We start from the raw sequence: 18,074 nt of genomic DNA, 5'->3' as shown, positions 1-18,074 counted from the left end.
TCGCTTCTCGCTTCTCGCTATGCGCCAGGCGGCATAGCTAAACTGTCGGCAATCAACTGAATCAAGTGATCCTCTACCGCAAAGCGCGTTTCGATAATTTCTCCAATCAGAGACATATCTGAATCGAAATCGGCCAGTTCATCTTCGGCTGAAACATCAGAGTATTTATCGGTAAAGTTAAGAAGCGGTTCGGTAGTTAGAACTATTTTCGCGTAAGCCTGATTAATTTCATCAGTAGCGACAAAGCCAGTCGCTTTCCATTTATCCATGACCATGTCGTATATCTTGAAATGGCCTTCGGAGATATAGTCAACAAGATGTTGGCAGAAGTGCTGTAATTCGTCTGGAGAAGGAAGTTCAATAACGTTCGTTTTCGAACAAGGTTGCAGTGCTGCAAGCTTACAATATTCGACAATCAAAGACTGTCTTGTTTCCAGCCAATGATCAATGACCTCACTTGAGCCACCCCATTGGTCCTGTGTTTGTTTGAATTTTTTTAGCATGACCATGCCCTCATGATCTGATCGCCCATTGGCGAACGTATCCTTTGCAAAGCAAAGTTAGTAAAGTGATTACAAACTCTTGTCCTTACTAGAATTTATAGTTGCAAATCTAACGAACAACAAACTCTGGTATGAAATTAGATTGCCAGTAAAATGGATGAACTTCAAGCAAAGGGACGCTGTAATGTTAAGAAAAGGTGAAGTTAACCGTACGAAAAACGCCTATTGGTGCGTTGTCTCAGGAAGTGATATCTGGCTGGTGGATGGTGCTATTCCATTTGGTAATGCAGAGCAGTTCTCACTGCCAGAGGCGAGTGCAAGGCAAATTGGTGAATACCAAGGTGCCCCAGTCATATGGATAAACCTGTGTGATTTAGACCATGATTTAGATCTTGTGTCTTTGCGAGATTGTCTCCATTTCCCAGAGGCGCTTTTCTTGCTGATTAGTAAAGCGATTCAATATGGCCACATGACACAAAGCCTGCGCTTTTGCCCTCAATGTGGCGGGCGTAACTTCCTCAACAACAATCAATTGGCAATGCAGTGTGGTGAGTGCCGTACCTTACACTATCCGCGTATCTTCCCGTGCATCATTGTCGCTGTACGCAAAGATAACCAGATTTTGTTGGCACAGCACCCTCGTCATCGAAATGGCATGTACACCGTCATTGCGGGCTTTTTAGAAGTGGGAGAAACCCTAGAAGAATGTGTGGCTCGAGAGGTGCATGAAGAAACCGGCGTGCACGTTAAAAATATTCGCTATTTTGGCAGCCAACCATGGGCTTTTCCATCCAGCATGATGATGGCATTTCTTGCTGATTACGAGTCTGGCGAATTGAATCCGGATTACACCGAACTGTCAGATGCACAGTGGTTTGGTGTTGACGAGATGCCGCCGGTTGCACCAGAAGGGACGATTGCTCGAGCGCTTATCGAGCAAACGCGACAAGATGTCGAATCTAATTGGCTGAAAAATAGATAAAAAAAACCCTCCGAGAGGGAGGGGGTAAGTAAGATGTCGTTATGAGATGCTGAGTACCGGGTACTCAGTTTATAATTGTAGTTTTCGCTAGCGAACAAATTTTTAACACTGATACCGACTGGGTGCAAATTAAGCACTGATTTAAAAGTTAATAACTTGATCCAGGTTGCAAAGCACACAGCTATTAGCCTTAAATCAGTGATAGAATACCCCCTTTCAAAGAAAGCCTAACAATTGGAATTACGGAATGACTGAATTAAAAAATGATCGTTATCTGCGTGCCCTTCTAAAAGAGCCAGTAGATTACACGCCAGTATGGATGATGCGTCAGGCAGGTCGTTACCTACCAGAGTACAAAGCAACTCGTGCGCAAGCGGGCGATTTCATGTCTTTGTGTAAAAACGCGGAGTTGGCGTCAGAAGTAACGCTTCAACCACTACGCCGTTTTCCTCTTGATGCAGCGATCTTGTTCTCTGACATCCTAACTATCCCAGATGCAATGGGCTTAGAGCTTCGTTTTGCTGCTGGTGAAGGTCCGGTTTTCGATAAGCCAATCACTTGCAAAGCCGACGTAGAAAAGATTGGCCTGCCAGATCCAGAAGGCGAGCTGCAATACGTAATGAACGCAGTGCGTCAAATCCGCAAAGACTTGAACGGTGACGTTCCACTGATTGGTTTCTCTGGTAGCCCATGGACACTGGCGACTTATATGGTTGAAGGTGGCAGCTCAAAAGCGTTCACCAAGATCAAGAAGATGATGTACGCAGAACCACAAACGCTGCACCTACTTCTAGATAAGCTAGCAGACAGCGTTATCGAGTACCTAAACGCGCAAATTAAAGCGGGTGCACAGTCGGTGATGGTATTTGATACATGGGGCGGTGTACTGACTCCTCGTGACTACAACCTGTTCTCATTGCAATACATGCACAAGATTGTAGATGGCCTGATTCGTGAAAACGACGGTCGTCGCGTACCAGTAACATTGTTCACTAAGAACGGTGGTATGTGGCTTGAGCAAATCGCAGCAACGGGCTGTGATGCGGTAGGTCTAGACTGGACAATCAACATTGCAGACGCGAAAGCGCGTATCGGCGATAAAGTGGCTCTACAAGGTAACATGGACCCATCAATGCTTTACGCTTCACCAGAGCGTATCCGTGAAGAAGTAGCGGGTATTCTAGAAGGCTTTGGCGATGCAGGTACTGGTCACGTGTTCAACTTAGGCCACGGTATCCATTTGGATGTGCCGCCAGAAAACGCGGGCGTATTTGTGGAAGCGGTACACGAGCTATCTAAGCCGTACCACAAGTAAATTCGACTTTTTTGAAATCAAATACCGGCAATCAGTGTCGGTATTTTTTTATCTGAAACTCAAGGCTGTACAGCTCTGGTAGTATTTGGTCTGCCATGATCTAATTGCTATTTAGACTGTACGTTATACATTAAAATTTATTATAAACAACTACTTACGGTTGTGGCTCTTGTGCGCTAATTTTTTTGTACAGATAAACAAGCAATTAGATCACGGGTAACCTAAAGCATCGAATGAACACGTTTTTTAAGATATGGCACGACGTCAGATTCAAACCAAGGATTCTTCTTTAACCACAATGTGTTGCGTGGAGAAGGGTGAGGAAGCGGGATAAAGTCCGGTTCCCAATCCTGCCATTGCTGAACAGTTTGCGTGAGCGTCTTTGGTTTGTTGGTGAGATAGTACTGCTGTGAGTACTGACCAATCAGCAGAGTCAGCTCTATATTGGGCAACTGCTCAAGAATCTGATTATGCCAAGCGGGCGCACACTCTTTGCGAGGAGGCAAATCGCCAGAGCTACCCTTGCCTGGATAGCAGAAGCCCATCGGGACAATGGCTATTTTGTTTGGGTCGTAGAAAGTGTCTTTGTCGATATCGAGCCATTGGCGTAACCGATCGCCGCTTGGATCGTTCCAAGGTATCGAGGTTTTGTGCACACGTGTCCCCGGCGCTTGTCCGATGATTAGGATGCGTGCGTCTTTTGCGGCTTGCACGACAGGGTTTGCACCCAAAGGTAAATCGTCTGCGCAGATCTGGCAGGCTCGCACTTGCTTTAGCAATGTTTCTAGAGACATAAAACGGTTAATACCCTTTGTCGAAATCAACCTGATTATTTAGAGAGAAACCGTCTCTCCAACTCAAGTAGTTGTCTGCAAAAATGTCGACCACTTGCTCAGGAAAACTCAATGCTGCGATGTGAGGAGTGATGGTTACTTGCGGAAGTTTCCAAAACGGATGTTGCGGTGAAAGTGGCTCTTGTTCAAACACATCGAGAAAAGCATGTTCCACCCAACGATTTTTTAGTGCGAGCAACAGACCCGCATCATCAATCACATCGCCTCTTCCAACATTAAATAGCAATGCCTGATTAAGATGGCTTAACACTTCACTATTGAGTAAACGTTGCGTCTCTGGCGTGCTCGGCAGCGTATTTACCACGATATCCGCTTGGTGAAAGGCGTTGGCGAGTTCATTGATATGAAAAGTTTGATTGAATTCACCGCCAGAAGTGGGGATACCAGTACGATTGATTCCTATGGCTTTTATGCCCATCAATTGTGCCGTTTTACCCAAATGACTGCCGATGCTGCCGGTGCCGAGAATCACCATGGTTTTGCTTTGTAGCGAGGTATACAGATGCGGCTGCCATTGCTTGCTCTGTTGCTGCTGGTGGTATTGCATGAAGTGACGGAAGTGAGCAATGCTGTAGCCAATCACGTACTCGGCAATCAATGGACCAAAAATACCGCGAACATTAGTCAGAGCATAATCCCGGCGCAGATTCGGCACCATCAGAGCATTTACCCCAGCAAATGTTGATTGCACCCACTCAAGCTGCGAAAACTCGTCTAACCTTTGTGATAGTAATGGTGGATCCGCCAGTACGATCTGAGCATCTTGAGGCTTGTTTGTGATGGCCAGATCGGGCAGATTTTTCTCCGCCAGTAACGTTTCGTAGGTGTCGCGATGCTCCGAGAGCAGGAAAATCTGATTTGGATGCTGCATTAACTTTTTTCCCTGTGATGAATCAAGTACACTTTCGCTGATTTTTTCTTCAATGATTGAGTGACTATGCTTAAGAATCCTCTTCAGGTTCGTTTGGAAAAACTAGAACCTTGGCAACAAATTACCTTCATGGCGTGTCTGTGTGAACGCATGTATCCAAACTATGCGATGTTTTGTGAGAATACAGAATTTGCTGAGCCACGTGCTTACCGAGCGATTCTTGATAGTGTATGGGAAATTCTGACGGTTAAGAACGCGAAAATTAACTTCGAACGTCAATTAGAGAAGTTAGAAGAGTTGTTCCCAAGTGCAGATGAATTCGATTTTTACGGTGTTTATCCAGCGATGGATGCTTGTCAGAGCTTGTCGACACTGCTGCATGGTCTGTTGGATCGCGACTACCTTTTCGATTCAATGCTTAAAGTGAGCCAACAGTCGGTACAAACTGTTGCTGACCTAGAACAAGCACAAGGTTCAGAGCCAATCACAAACGACAACCAAAAAGAAAATGAAGCCGTGTGTGAAGAGTGGGATGTTCAGTGGGCTATCTTCCGTCCACTGCGTGAAGCGGTAGAGCGTGACATCAGCTTGATTAAAGATTTGCGTGAAGAGCTGCGCGAAGAAGCCGTGAGCAACATCGGCATTGCACTTTAATTGTTGAATAGATAAAACAAAGGCATCCATGGTGGATGCCTTTTTAATTTGTGCGTTCGAGCTGTTATGCCCAATGCTGATTACGATTCTTTAGAGTCTGGTTTGGTTGGCTCTTGAGCTTCTGGCTCTTTGTCCTGTTTCTCCAGTTGTTCCTCTTCTTCATCGTCGTCACGGCTTTCAATCACGCCGTGCTTCTCTTTCCAGTTTTCCCAGCGTTGATAAGCTAGCTCTTGCATGTCTGTGCTCTTATCCGCTTCGTCGATGATCTCTTCACCCAATAGGTGCTCAAAGATATCTTCAAGTGTCACTAGACCTTGAATTGTGCCGTACTCATCGACAACTAAAGCCAGTTGTAGACGGTGGCTCATCATCTGGTCGAACACTTTAGGTAAAGTGGTATTGTTTAGCACGACTTGAATAGGGCGCATAACGGCACCAAGTTGCTTTTCACCACTGCCAGATTGTTGCAGCTTGAACAGTTCTAAGCGGTGTACGAAGCCAACAATATTGTCCGTTTGTTCACTGTAAACCAGAGGGCGAGAGAACGGTGTTTCTTTGTGTTTATCAAGAAACTCATTAATCGACATCGTAGCATCCACACGGAACACGACTGGGCGAGGTGTCATGACTTGAGTCACGGGTACATCTTGAATACCAAGTAGGTTACTCAGAATTTTTGATTCGCCTTCTGCGAACTCGCCACTTTCTCTTGCAAGAATCGCCATTGCGGATAATTCATCACGCATCTTTGGTGCTTCGTGGTTGCGTGCTAAACGCTTTGTAATCTGCTCTGAGAACCACACGAATGGTGTCAGTGCCCAAACCATCCAACGCAGCGATACGGCTGCTGCAGGCGCTAATTGACGCCAGTAGGTTGCACCAATCGTTTTAGGTACGATCTCTGAAAGTACAAGAATCGCTAAAGTCAGAACCGCAGAGAAGATACCAAGTGCTTCGCTACCAAACACAACTGCCGCCTGTGCACCTGCCGTTGCTGCACCAATAGTATGAGCAATAGTGTTTAACGTCAGGATTGAAGCCAATGGACGGTCGATGTCCGACTTCAGTTTTTCTAGCTGAGCTGAAGCAGGGTGCCCCTGTTGTCTGAGCTGTGCAATGTAGCTCGGACTGATACTCAGTAGTACCGCCTCCAGCACCGAACAGATAAACGAAACGCCGATAGCAATAGAGATATAAATGGATAACAGCAGCATAGTTGCCCTTGAATGTAATGTGATAGTTGGTCTTTGCAGAGATTATAACCGCAAAAGTGCCTTATAAATCGGTCTTATTGCATTAGAAAGCAAGAGCTTTCATCGTGCAAGTAGTAACAAATTGTGAGTTATTACTCATATTATGGCTAAAACTACGTCAGAAAATCGAAAGATCGCTTACAAACCTTTGCCAGATGGGGCATTTATGTTTTAGAGTGAGTTGAATTCGATAACATATGAGAAGGGAAACCTAATGAACAAGACCCAATTAATCGACTTTATCGCAGAGAAAGCAGATCTATCTAAAGCACAAGCTAAAGCTGCTCTTGAAGCAACTCTTGAGGGTGTAACAGACGCTCTTAAAGAGGGTGACCAAGTTCAACTAATTGGTTTTGGTACATTCAAAGTGAACCACCGCGCTGCACGTACTGGTCGTAACCCTAAGACTGGTGACGAGATTCAAATCGCAGCGGCTAACGTACCTGCATTTGTAGCAGGTAAAGCGCTGAAAGAATCAGTAAACTAAGTTAAAATGCACCGAGGTATTCTGCCTCGGTGCAATTTCATGAAAAAACATCTACTCACTTCACTCCTCCTATCTAGCCTGACTCTTTTTGGCTGTGCTTCTGTAGAAACCCCAAACCTCGAACAATTTACTCATTTCTCTGGCGGGAAAATCATGGGGGATGCCACCAGTTTATACTGGATGACTGAGCGCCTTACGCGTGTCAGCAAGGCAGCAGACTATGTCACCATGGGTGATTACGGCTCGTATCAGAGTGATTATCGTTGGGATGACGATGAGCTCAGAGAGTTGATTCGAAAAGGTGAGCAACTCGATGCCAAACAAGGATTGGTGCCTTTTCAAATCCACATTCGATTCAATAAAGATGGTGATGCGATTTATCAGCAATACCGTGTGAACGGGAAAGTGCTACCTTTACAGCGAGATCAACTCGAACGATATAAGAAAGAAGCAAATGACGTGGTGGCTTCGATCAAGAAACAATCCCGAGATGGTAAGAGCCTAATCCAGGGTTATTGGGATGGGGAAACATTCGAAACCTGCAAAGGGCGAGAGTTTGCTACATTGGAATTTAACCAGACCCTGCCTAAGTTTGTGATAGATAGGTTAGCTTCAGTGGACAGTTACATTGCATTCATCGGCAAGGAGTCTCGCAGTACGGCAACCGTCGACGAATTGCTGATGCTCAATGATGATGATTTTGATTGCGTATCACGACCAAAGTTGATCTCGGAATAAACGTAGCTTCGAAATCTCTCGATAAAAACATAATAAAAAAGGCGCTGAATGCGCCTTTTGTCTTTTTAGCCAACTGAAGTTGTTTTTATTTTTCTTGCTCACGTGCAATTGCACGGTAGCCGATATCGTTGCGATGGAATACACCATCCCAACTGATTGGTTTCGCAAGCTCATAAGCGCGTTGCTGTGCTTCTGATACGCTATTGCCAAGCGCGGTCGCACAAAGAACACGGCCACCGTTTGTAACGATGTCGCCATCTTTGTTATCTGTACCGGCATGGAAGACTTTCTCGCCTTCAATTTCAACTTGAGGTAGACCAGAAATGATATCGCCTTTGTTGTAAGCCGCTGGGTAGCCGCCGGCCGCTAGCACGATACCGATAGAGGCGCGAGGATCCCAATTTGATTCTACTTGGTCCAATTTTTCGTCGATTGCTGCAAGGCACAGTTCAACAAGATCCGATTCCATACGCATCATGATAGGTTGCGTCTCAGGATCACCGAAGCGGCAGTTGTACTCGATCACTTTTGGAGTGCCATCTGCATCGATCATCAGACCCGCGTATAAGAAACCAGTGTAAGGGTTACCTTCAGAAGCCATACCACGTACCGTTGGGTAAATCACTTCTTCCATAATGCGGTTGTGGATTTCCTGTGTCACCACTGGAGCTGGAGAGTATGCACCCATGCCACCGGTGTTAGGACCAGTATCTTTGTCGCCTACGCGTTTATGGTCTTGGCTGGTGGCCATTGGTAAGACGTTCTCACCATCGACCATAACGATGAAGCTTGCTTCTTCACCATCTAGGAATTCTTCGATAACCACGCGGCTGCCTGCATCACCAAATGCGTTGCCTGCTAGCATGTCTTTGATTGCGTCTTCAGCTTCTTCCAGTGTCATCGCTACAATCACGCCTTTACCAGCAGCAAGACCGTCAGCTTTCACAACAATCGGCGCACCTTGTTCACGAACGTAAGCAAGTGCTGGCTCGATTTCAGTGAAGTTCGCGTATGCACCCGTTGGGATTTGGTGACGAGCAAGGAAATCTTTAGTAAACGCTTTAGATCCTTCAAGCTGCGCTGCTGCTTGTGTCGGGCCGAAGATTGGCAGGCCTGCTTCACGGAAAGCATCAACCACACCGATAACCAGTGGCGCTTCAGGACCAACAATGGTTAGCTCAATCGCTTTTTCTTTTGCAAAAGCAACCAACCCTGCGATGTCTTCTACTGCGATGTTTACGTTCTCTAGTTTAGGCTCTAGTGCTGTACCTGCGTTACCTGGAGCCACGAAGATAGTCTCAACATTTGGGTTTTGTGCCGCTTTCCAACTTAGTGCGTGTTCACGACCACCTGAACCAATGATAAGAATATTCATAATATTTCCTTTGATTTCGCTCCTCCCTTTATTAAGGGGAGGTTGGGAGGGGTAAGTCGTGTGCGTACAACATACCCCCTCTAACTCCCCTTTGGTAAAGGGGAAGACCAAAAACTAATTAGTGGCGGAAGTGACGCATGCCCGTAAAGATCATCGCCATGCCGTGTTCGTCTGCCGCTGCGATAACTTCGTCATCACGCATAGAACCACCCGGTTGGATAACACACTGGATGCCCGCTTCTGCAGCCGCGTCGATACCGTCACGGAATGGGAAGAATGCATCTGATGCCATTACACAACCTTCAACCTGTAGACCTTCGTCTGCAGCTTTGATGCCTGCGATTTTCGCCGAGTAAACGCGGCTCATTTGGCCTGCACCTACACCGATAGTCATGTCGCCTTTCGAGTAAACGATCGCGTTAGATTTCACGTACTTCGCTACTTTCCAGCAGAACAGCGCATCTTTTAGCTCTTCAGCGGTTGGTTGACGCTTAGAAACTACTTTAAGGTCATCTTCAGACACCATACCTTGGTCGCGGTCTTGGACCAGTAGGCCGCCGTTAACGCGTTTCACGTCAAAGCCAGTTGTCTTAGTTGTCCACTCACCACACTCAAGTAGGCGAAGGTTTTTCTTAGCAGCTACGATTTCTACTGCTTCAGCAGAAACAGAAGGAGCAATGATAACTTCAACGAATTGGCGCTCAGTGATAGCCGTTGCTGTTGCAGCGTCTAGTTCACGGTTGAATGCGATGATGCCGCCAAATGCAGACGTTGGGTCTGTTTTGAATGCACGGTCGTAAGCTTCTAGGATATCTTCACCTAGTGCTACACCACATGGGTTAGCGTGCTTAACGATCACACATGCTGGCTCGTCGAACTCTTTCACACACTCAAGTGCTGCATCTGTGTCAGCGATGTTGTTGTAAGAAAGGGCTTTACCTTGGATTTGGCGAGCAGTAGAAACTGATGCTTCTTCAGGGTTTGCTTCAACGTAGAATGCTGCTGCTTGGTGGCTGTTCTCACCGTAGCGCATGTCTTGTTTTTTCTCGAACTGTTGGTTGAACGTACGAGGGAATTTGCTCTCTTCATCACCTTCCTTGTTCTCACCGTAAGATGGAACCATAGTGCCGAAGTAGTTAGCGATCATGCCGTCGTAAGAAGCTGTGTGCTCGAATGCTGCGATAGCTAGGTCGAAGCGAGTCTCTAGTGTTAGAGATTTTTCGTTCGCGTCCATTTCAGCGATAACACGGTCGTAGTCGTGAGCGTTAACAACGATAGTTACGTCTTTGTGGTTTTTCGCTGCAGAGCGAACCATTGTTGGACCACCGATGTCGATGTTCTCAACAGCGTCAGCAAGCGTACAGCCTTCTTTAGCAACGGTTTCTGCGAATGGGTATAGGTTTACAACAACCATATCGATAGGGTTGATACCGTGAGTTTCCATCACGTCATCGTCTTGGCCGCGACGGCCTAGAACACCACCATGAACTTTTGGATGCAGAGTCTTAACACGGCCGTCCATCATTTCTGGGAAACCAGTGTAGTCAGATACTTCTGTAACAGAGATGCCTTTTTCAGCAAGCAGGCGAGCAGTGCCACCAGTAGATAGGATATCGACACCGCGCTCAGCAAGAGCTTGTGCAAACTCAACAATACCTGTTTTGTCTGATACGCTGATAAGCGCACGGCGAATAGGGCGAGCGTTGTTCATGCTTCCATTTCCTCAAATTCACGGAGTTAAAGATGTTTGCCAAAAATGAACTTGTTTCCACCTCTTAGGGTAAAATATTGGCCAGTTTTGGTAAAAACCTTTGCAGGGTGTTTTCTTATCAAGAAAACAGTCTCCACTATTTGATGGCGCGTATTCTAACCAATTTATTACAAAAAAGCTCGCGCAATCGTTTGGCATCTCAAAAATAATTGTAAAAACCTCGTGCTTTCGCTTAAAAAGTAACGAGATAGTTAATAAGGGAAGTTATGTTTCAGATAGGTGAACTGGCGAAACGCTGTGGTGTGACTGCCGATACATTGCGTTTCTACGAAAAAAATGCGTTGATTAAACCCGCAGGACGAAGTGAATCAGGCTATCGCTTATATAATGAAGAGAACCAAAAGCAGGTACGTTTCATTCTTAAAGCGAAAGAGCTTGGTTTAAGTTTGGAAGAAATCAAAGAGCTGCTAGGGATCAAATTAGAAGCGACAGAACACAGTTGTGCTGAGGTGAAAGCCATTACTTCTGCAAAGTTAACTTTAATTGATGAGAAGATTGCTGAACTCAGCAAAATCCGTACGGCTTTGAAGAAGATAAATGACGCTTGCTGCGGGCATAACAATGATGATGCCAGCCATTGCTCGATCTTGGCAGCCCTTGAATAGTCTCATTTTTGCGTCATTTAACTTAAGTTTGCATTTTTGGCGGCTTGCTTTTCTAGGTTCAAGCCGCTTTCCCACCTATAATCTCGCCTTTAGTCGACCGTAAGAATTGTAGTCCCCCTATTCCTAAAGCGACGCTGTCTATCAGATACGAGAGTTTTCATACATGGTTGGAGTCTATTTTCAAATCAATGATTGGGTTTTGAGCGTTGATGAAAATAAGCTGTATCGACAAGACAGGGAAGTTACCGTTGAACCACGCTTAATTAATCTGCTGCATTTCCTTGCTGAACACGCGAGTGAAGTTTTCAATCGCGAAGAGCTGATCCAATATGTTTGGGCTGGTGCGATTGTGACGGATCAAGTCGTCACTCAATCGATTTTTGAATTGCGTAAGCTACTGCGTGATGGTCGAGAAGAAAACATCAGCTACGTGATCACTGTGCCTAAGCGCGGTTACAAGCTGGTGGCGAATGTGGCACCGCTATCGCATGATGAGTTTCTTGCTGCTCGTCATTGTGGCACTGATGAACTTCCTCCTGTCATTGACGATATGGAAGAAGAAGCATCTGAACTTCCCGCTCCGGCTATGACATTTCCAGCAGGTCCTTTAACTCGCGCTGTATGCGAGATGTCGAAAGAGAAAAAAGCACCGCGTAAACCCAACAAAATTAGCCCTTGGCGTTTAGGCTTTATGAACTTCATCTGGATCAGTATCTTGGTGGTCGTGATGGGGGTGTTTACTTATAAGCAATCGGAAGTGCGTATTACACAAGCCATTGATACCCACCTTATCGAGTTTAAGTTCCAAGATGATTTCAATAAAGGCGGGTTGAGTTACGACTTGGCCGACGGCTTTGCTCAGAAACTCATGGCAGATATCGCTCAGGTGAGTGATTACCGAGTGATGCTCAAGAAGGCGTCATTCACTAATGGTATTGTTCCGGGCAAATCGGTGGTGGTGCGAGTTCGAGAGAATGGTGGTGGCAGCTTCTTAGAAGTGGAATACCGCAATAACTCTTCAGAAAAGGTGTTGTTCAGCCGTCAATATGCTTTAACTAGCAGCCATTTAAAAACCGTTTTGCAGCAAGCCTCTTTGGATTTGATGCGAGTGCTTAAAGTACCTGATGCAAAACTCAAATCAAAAGTGCTGGTGGCAGGAATGCCAATGAACCCAGACGCGCTTGAGTTATTCGTTCAAGCCAACCATTATTTAAATGTATCAGACTCCGACCAATTCCAGCACGGCATTGACCTTATGGAGAAGATTCTAGAGATTGAACCGGACAATGCTTATGTGCAATCGGAATTGCTAATAGCTTACCATGTGCAAAAAGCGCTAGATCCTGCTTTGGAATTAAGAAAGGGAAGAGTACAACAGTTAAGTGATAAGCTAGAAGCGAACGCGAAGATGATGGTCGGTCCAATTCAGCCTCGTATCTACGAAGCCTTGGCTTTGCATGAAACCATTATTGGGGATGTTGAACTAGCGAAACGTCATTTGAATCAAGCGCTAGAGGTGAGAGACTCGGTTTTGTCTTACGTGATTCGAGGCAAACATGCTGAATTGGATGGTGATTTGGATTGGGCAAGTGAGTCCTATAGCGAAGCCTTCTATATTGATACATCCGTAGAGACCTACTTACTGTGTGAGAACTTGGTTTTTCCAAGTAACATGAAGGCGATTGATTACGCCATGTATCGCGCAGTTCACCCTTCTGTAGTTCGTATGCTGTAAGTAGCCACTATCTAACAAGTAAAGATATCTTTAGCCCTTCATTTCGGTGAGGGGCTTTTTTGTATCTGCCTCTTGTGTATGATTCTTACCTTTATTTCTACTAATAGTGCTTGCTATAGAAGAGGAGAGGGCTTTTCATTCTCTATTCTCTATTCTCTATTCTCTATTCTCTATTCTCTATTCTCACCACCTTGGCATTCTTACTTCTTACTTCTTACTTCCTGTCTTAGTGCCGCTTCATATCGAACGTTTGGGTTTCGGCCTTAGCCTTGCGTATTTAAAACCGATCACAAACATGCAGTTGTTTATGCGTAATAACGCTTGTACTTATGCATCGTTGAGTAAAAGAGGAGGGGAAGTTTGATGTAAGTCAATTGGTCAATAAGGGTAGGAAAAGTCTGCATCAACAGTTTGGGTAATCAGGATAGGGTTATCTTGATGTTGATAGCGGTTGATAAGGTTGATGGAAAATTTGTTGAGGTTGATGTTTTTACCTTTTCGACATGAGTGCTTTAGTTTTTTATCTTAAGTTACTGTATATGGTAGCTTTATGTTTTTTAGTTTATCAGGTTTATCTCAACTTTATACCGATGGGCTAATTGTTTTATTGATAACCCCAAGTTTATTTTTTTCCCAGTTTTTGGGCGTAGTCTTCACTTCGAAAGTTAGCGAGGTCGAGCAGGTTCTTCCTCATAGCATCTCGCTAATAACCATTCAGTTTGAGTCATGTTGACTCGAGTAGAATAGATTTGGAGATGTTATGTCATCGAATGCGAAAAAAATCGGTCTTATTGCCTGTACGGGTGTCGTAGCCGGTAACATGATGGGTAGTGGTATCGCACTATTACCTTCTAGTCTTGCCTCTGTAGGCTCTGTTTCAATCTTCAGTTGGCTGATCTGTTTGGTCGGTGCACTGAGTCTGGCGTTCGTTTACGCTCGTCTGGCAACCAAAAACCCACAAGAAGGTGGTCCTATCGCTTATGCTGGCGAAGTGTCTCCGGTATTTGGTTTCCAAACGGGCGTTCTTTATTACCACGCGAACTGGATTGGTAACCTGGCTATTGCCATTACAGGTGTTTCTTACCTTTCAGTATTCTTCCCTGTGCTCAATAACCCAATCCCAGCAGGTATTGCGACGATTGCATCGGTATGGATCTTCACTTTCGTCAACCTACTTGGTGGTAGCTGGGTAAGCCGTCTATGTACGCTTGGTCTAGTTCTTATCCTTATCCCAGTTGTTGGTACAGCTGCATTTGGTTGGACGCACTTCGATACTGCGCTTTACAGCCAAAACTGGAACGTATCAGCAGGTACTGACAGCCACGCGGTAGTAACAGCGGTTCTTATCTGTCTATGGTCATTCGTAGGTGTGGAATCAGCAGCGGTATCGACTGGTATGGTAGAAAACCCTAAACGCACTGTACCACTAGCAACTATGTTAGGTACTGGTATCGCGGGTGTGATTTACATCCTCTCAACTCAAATGATCAGCGGCATGTTCCCTGCGTCAGAAGTTGCGGCATCAGGTGCGCCATTTGCGCTAGCAACCACTGAGCTATTCGGTAGCTGGACAGCACCATTCGTATCAGCATTCACAGCGCTAGCATGTTTCACTTCGCTAGGTTCTTGGATGATGCTAGTAGGTGAAGCGGGTAAACGCGCTGCGAGCGATGGTAACTTCCCTAAAATCTACGGTGAAACTGACAAAAACGGTGTGCCTAAGAAAGGTCTAATCCTTGCGTCAATCAAGATGACTGCACTGATGGTTGTACTGATGTTCTTCAGCTCTAAAACAGCACACGCATCAGACCTATTCAACCAGCTAACAACTGACGCGGTTCTACTAACAATGCTGCCTTACTTCTACTCAAGCATTAACTTGATCCGCTTCGAAGGTATGACAACACGTAACGGCTTCGTAATGCTGTTCTCTGGTGTGGCTTGTCTGTTCTGCTTCATCGCACTAGCGGGTGCAGAGGGCGGTACGCTAACAGCAACCTTCATCGTTTCTCTAGTTATCTTGATGTTCTACAGCAAAAAAGCAGGTCTTGCTCAGTACGTGAAAATGCACGCTGACGACATGCCTGCCCAAGCAAGCAACTAATCCCCAAACGCTGGCACTACGGTGCCAGCCCATAAACCCCAAATTCACGCGGCGCTCACCTTACTCATTGCCTGTAAATGGCAAAGAGCGCCCTCATTCGCCTTGGAGATGTCCAAATGAATATATTCGCTATCTTGAACCACATGGGTGTGTTCTTTAAAGAAGAGCCAGTTCGTCAACTTCACGCTGCTCTTGAGAAAGCGGGCTACGAAGTGGTTTACCCAGTAGATGATAAAGACTTGATCAAAATGATTGAGATGAACCCACGCATTTGCGGTGTGCTGTTCGACTGGGATAAATACTCACTAGAGCTATGTGAACGAATCAGCCAAATCAACGAAAAACTGCCTGTTCACGCTTTTGCCAACGAACAGTCTACTCTAGACATTTCACTAACAGACCTACGTCTAAACGTGAGCTTCTTCGAGTATGCTTTAGGTATGGCTGACGACATCGCTATCAAAATCAATCAAGCGACTGAGGCATACAAAGATGCCATCATGCCTCCATTCACTAAAGCGCTATTCAAATACGTAGAAGAAGGTAAATACACCTTCTGTACTCCAGGTCACATGGGCGGTACTGCATTCCAGAAAAGCCCTGCTGGTAGCATCTTCTACGATTTTTACGGTCCAAACACATTTAAAGCGGACGTATCAATCTCAATGCCTGAGCTAGGTTCTCTACTAGACCACTCAGGTCCACATAAAGATGCAGAAGAATACATCGCACGCACATTCAATGCAGACAGCTCGTACATCGTAACTAACGGTACGTCTACATCGAACAAAATCGTTGGTATGTACTCAGCACCTGCGGGCAGCACAGTACTGATTGACCGTAACTGTCACAAATCTCTGACTCACCTAATGATGATGAGCGACGTGACACCAATCTACTTCCGCCCAACTCGTAACGCATACGGCATCCTTGGTGGTATTCCACAAAGCGAATTCAGCCGCGATGTCATTGCAGAGAAAGTGGCGAAAACACCAGGTGCAACAGCACCAACTTACGCGGTAGTGACTAACTCAACTTACGATGGCTTGTTGTACAACACACAATTCATCAAAGAGTCGCTAGATTGTAAACACATCCACTTCGACAGTGCTTGGGTGCCTTACACTAACTTCAACCCAATTTACGAAGGTAAATGTGGTATGAGTGGTGAAGCGATGCCAGGCAAAGTGTTCTACGAAACACAATCAACACACAAACTGTTGGCAGCGTTCTCACAAGCTTCAATGATTCACGTGAAAGGTGACTTTGATAAAGAATCTTTCAACGAAGCATTCATGATGCACACTTCAACTTCACCTCAGTACGGCATTGTTGCTTCTACTGAAACTGCAGCGGCAATGATGCGCGGCAACACTGGTAAGAAGTTGATGCAAGACTCTATCGATCGCGCAATCCGCTTCCGTAAAGAGATCAAACGCCTAGAAGCAGAAAGCGACAGCTGGTTCTTCGATGTATGGCAACCAGAAAGCATCGATACCACAGAATGTTGGAAACTAGACCCTAGCGACACATGGCACGGCTTCAAGAACATGGATGACAACCACATGTATCTTGACCCAATCAAAGTAACGCTACTGACTCCGGGGATGAACAAAGAAGGCGAACTAGAAGAATCAGGCATTCCTGCTTCGCTGGTGGCTAAATTCCTAGATGAGCGCGGCATTGTGGTAGAGAAAACAGGTCCATACAACTTGTTGTTCCTATTCTCAATCGGTATCGACAAATCAAAAGCAATGCAATTGCTACGCGGTCTAACTGAATTTAAACGTGGCTACGACTTGAACCTAACCATCAAGAGCTTCCTACCTTCGCTATACAACGAAGATCCAAGCTTCTATGAAGGCATGCGCGTTCAAGAACTAGCACAAGCAATTCATGACCTAACTAAGAAATACAACCTACCAGAGCTAATGTACAAAGCGTTCGATGTACTTCCAGAAATGAAAGTAACACCACACGCAGCATGGCAAGAAGAGCTTCGTGGCAACATCGAAGAAATCAAACTGGAAGAAATGGTTGGCCGCGTGAGTGCGAACATGATCCTTCCTTACCCTCCAGGTGTGCCACTAGTACTTCCTGGTGAAATGGTGACTCAAGAGTCGCGCCCTGTGCTGGACTTCCTAGAGATGCTTTGTGAGATCGGTGCGCATTACCCAGGTTTCGAAACCGACATCCACGGTCTATACCAACAAAAAGATGGTAGCTACACCGTAAAAGTATTGAAGAACTAAGTTCCTCTCGAAGATGACGCCATTGGGAATGCAAGCATGCTCCACTCTTACGAGCTCAATGCGTCATCGAACAATAACGACATTTAGATATACCCCTAACTAATCTGTCGTAAAGAGAAGGGCAAGGATGCTCTGATCTTTTCTTCTATATATAGAAGAAACACTTTTCCAAGACTTCACCTGAAGTACCCCCAAATAAAAAGCAAAGACCAAAAGAGCAGTTCGTCATCGTTCTGCTCTTTTTTTTCATCTTTATATCGATAGAAAGAGAAAAAAGAACCAAGAGAGATAAGATCAGCAACCGAAATCACAAAGAAATAGGCGATCTTTTAATGCAGAAGTCAGGTGTTTCATCATGAAAAGATCCTCTGCAACCCGAAATATTAGACAAGATCGTTGAGTATCTATGCAGAATGCTCGTTATTTGTGCGGTTGAAAGTTTTTTTGCAAAAAACGCTTGTGCTAATTTCTCAACCCCCTATACTGCGCATCCACCGACACGGAGTGAGACGAAAGTCACACAGCGAGTCGGGAAGAGAGAAAAAAGAATTTGAAAAAAATGCTTGACTCTCTCA

The 18,074-nt window shown here is 45.4% G+C and carries 15 protein-coding genes and 1 pseudogene; 9 read left to right on the top strand and 7 right to left on the bottom strand.

Going from position 1 to position 18,074, the window contains the following annotated elements:
* Positions 1-17: 17 nt before the first annotated feature.
* Entirely contained in the window at positions 18-509 is a 492-nt protein-coding gene (locus BCT11_RS27680; protein WP_038873422.1) for an Rsd/AlgQ family anti-sigma factor, read from the bottom strand.
* Between the two features lie 178 nt (positions 510-687).
* Between BCT11_RS27680 and nudC the strand changes: the two genes are divergently transcribed.
* Both nudC and hemE read left to right on the top strand, forming a co-directional pair.
* On the top strand, positions 688-1,485 hold the full coding sequence (nudC, locus tag BCT11_RS27675; RefSeq protein WP_039976396.1) for an NAD(+) diphosphatase: 798 nt from the start codon (positions 688-690) through the stop codon (positions 1,483-1,485).
* A 247-nt stretch (positions 1,486-1,732) separates the two neighbouring features.
* Positions 1,733-2,800, top strand: coding sequence for a uroporphyrinogen decarboxylase (hemE, locus tag BCT11_RS27670; protein ID WP_005433634.1), 1,068 nt, complete (start codon positions 1,733-1,735; stop codon positions 2,798-2,800).
* Between the two features lie 221 nt (positions 2,801-3,021).
* On the opposite strand, the gene BCT11_RS27665 is transcribed toward hemE, so the two are convergent.
* Entirely contained in the window at positions 3,022-3,594 is a 573-nt protein-coding gene (locus BCT11_RS27665) for a uracil-DNA glycosylase family protein (protein ID WP_102390008.1), read from the bottom strand.
* Positions 3,595-3,601: 7 nt separating this feature from the next.
* Positions 3,602-4,525, bottom strand: coding sequence for a D-2-hydroxyacid dehydrogenase (locus BCT11_RS27660; RefSeq protein ID WP_102390006.1), 924 nt, complete (start codon positions 4,523-4,525; stop codon positions 3,602-3,604).
* A 66-nt stretch (positions 4,526-4,591) separates the two neighbouring features.
* Between BCT11_RS27660 and BCT11_RS27655 the strand changes: the two genes are divergently transcribed.
* The gene (locus BCT11_RS27655; RefSeq protein WP_039976388.1) at positions 4,592-5,179 is read left to right on the top strand and encodes a DUF416 family protein; all 588 of its coding nucleotides are present in this window, start codon (positions 4,592-4,594) and stop codon (positions 5,177-5,179) included.
* An 80-nt stretch (positions 5,180-5,259) separates the two neighbouring features.
* On the opposite strand, the gene BCT11_RS27650 is transcribed toward BCT11_RS27655, so the two are convergent.
* The gene (locus BCT11_RS27650) at positions 5,260-6,393 is read right to left on the bottom strand and encodes a hemolysin family protein (RefSeq protein WP_038873409.1); all 1,134 of its coding nucleotides are present in this window, start codon (positions 6,391-6,393) and stop codon (positions 5,260-5,262) included.
* Between the two features lie 253 nt (positions 6,394-6,646).
* On the opposite strand from BCT11_RS27650, the gene hupA reads away from it, so the two are divergent.
* Positions 6,647-6,919, top strand: a complete 273-nt coding sequence (gene hupA / locus BCT11_RS27645; RefSeq protein WP_102390004.1) for a nucleoid-associated protein HU-alpha — start codon at positions 6,647-6,649, stop codon at positions 6,917-6,919.
* Positions 6,920-6,958: 39 nt separating this feature from the next.
* Positions 6,959-7,657, top strand: a complete 699-nt coding sequence (locus BCT11_RS27640) for a DUF1481 domain-containing protein (protein ID WP_038873406.1) — start codon at positions 6,959-6,961, stop codon at positions 7,655-7,657.
* An 85-nt stretch (positions 7,658-7,742) separates the two neighbouring features.
* On the opposite strand, the gene purD is transcribed toward BCT11_RS27640, so the two are convergent.
* From purD to BCT11_RS28200, 3 genes and pseudogenes are all read right to left on the bottom strand, one after another.
* A complete protein-coding gene (gene purD, locus BCT11_RS27635; protein ID WP_102390002.1) occupies positions 7,743-9,032 on the bottom strand; it encodes a phosphoribosylamine--glycine ligase in 1,290 nt (429 codons plus the stop codon).
* Positions 9,033-9,150: 118 nt separating this feature from the next.
* Complete coding sequence (gene purH, locus BCT11_RS27630) at positions 9,151-10,743, bottom strand: bifunctional phosphoribosylaminoimidazolecarboxamide formyltransferase/IMP cyclohydrolase (protein ID WP_042602743.1); 1,593 nt, start codon at positions 10,741-10,743, stop codon at positions 9,151-9,153.
* Positions 10,744-10,885: 142 nt separating this feature from the next.
* Positions 10,886-10,960: pseudogene (locus BCT11_RS28200) on the bottom strand (phosphoribosylamine--glycine ligase); the annotation flags it as partial.
* A gap of 49 nt (positions 10,961-11,009) precedes the next feature.
* Here BCT11_RS28200 and zntR point away from each other — a divergent pair.
* The 4 genes from zntR (at position 11,010) to BCT11_RS27600 (ending at position 17,499) form a co-directional block, all read left to right on the top strand.
* The gene (gene zntR, locus BCT11_RS27620; RefSeq protein WP_038873397.1) at positions 11,010-11,408 is read left to right on the top strand and encodes a Zn(2+)-responsive transcriptional regulator; all 399 of its coding nucleotides are present in this window, start codon (positions 11,010-11,012) and stop codon (positions 11,406-11,408) included.
* Positions 11,409-11,571: 163 nt separating this feature from the next.
* Positions 11,572-13,143 (top strand): lysine decarboxylation/transport transcriptional activator CadC, encoded by a 1,572-nt coding sequence (gene cadC, locus BCT11_RS27615; RefSeq protein WP_039976384.1) that lies wholly within the window; start codon positions 11,572-11,574, stop codon positions 13,141-13,143.
* Positions 13,144-13,903: 760 nt separating this feature from the next.
* The gene (cadB, locus tag BCT11_RS27605) at positions 13,904-15,247 is read left to right on the top strand and encodes a cadaverine/lysine antiporter (RefSeq protein WP_017821792.1); all 1,344 of its coding nucleotides are present in this window, start codon (positions 13,904-13,906) and stop codon (positions 15,245-15,247) included.
* Between the two features lie 116 nt (positions 15,248-15,363).
* Complete coding sequence (locus tag BCT11_RS27600) at positions 15,364-17,499, top strand: lysine decarboxylase CadA (protein WP_038881794.1); 2,136 nt, start codon at positions 15,364-15,366, stop codon at positions 17,497-17,499.
* The last annotated feature ends 575 nt before the right edge of the window (positions 17,500-18,074 follow it).

The organism is Vibrio sp. 10N.222.52.B12 (genome assembly GCF_002875385.1).
Classification (GTDB): Bacteria; Pseudomonadota; Gammaproteobacteria; order Enterobacterales; family Vibrionaceae; genus Vibrio; species Vibrio jasicida.
This window is presented reverse-complemented; position numbering and strand designations above follow the sequence as displayed.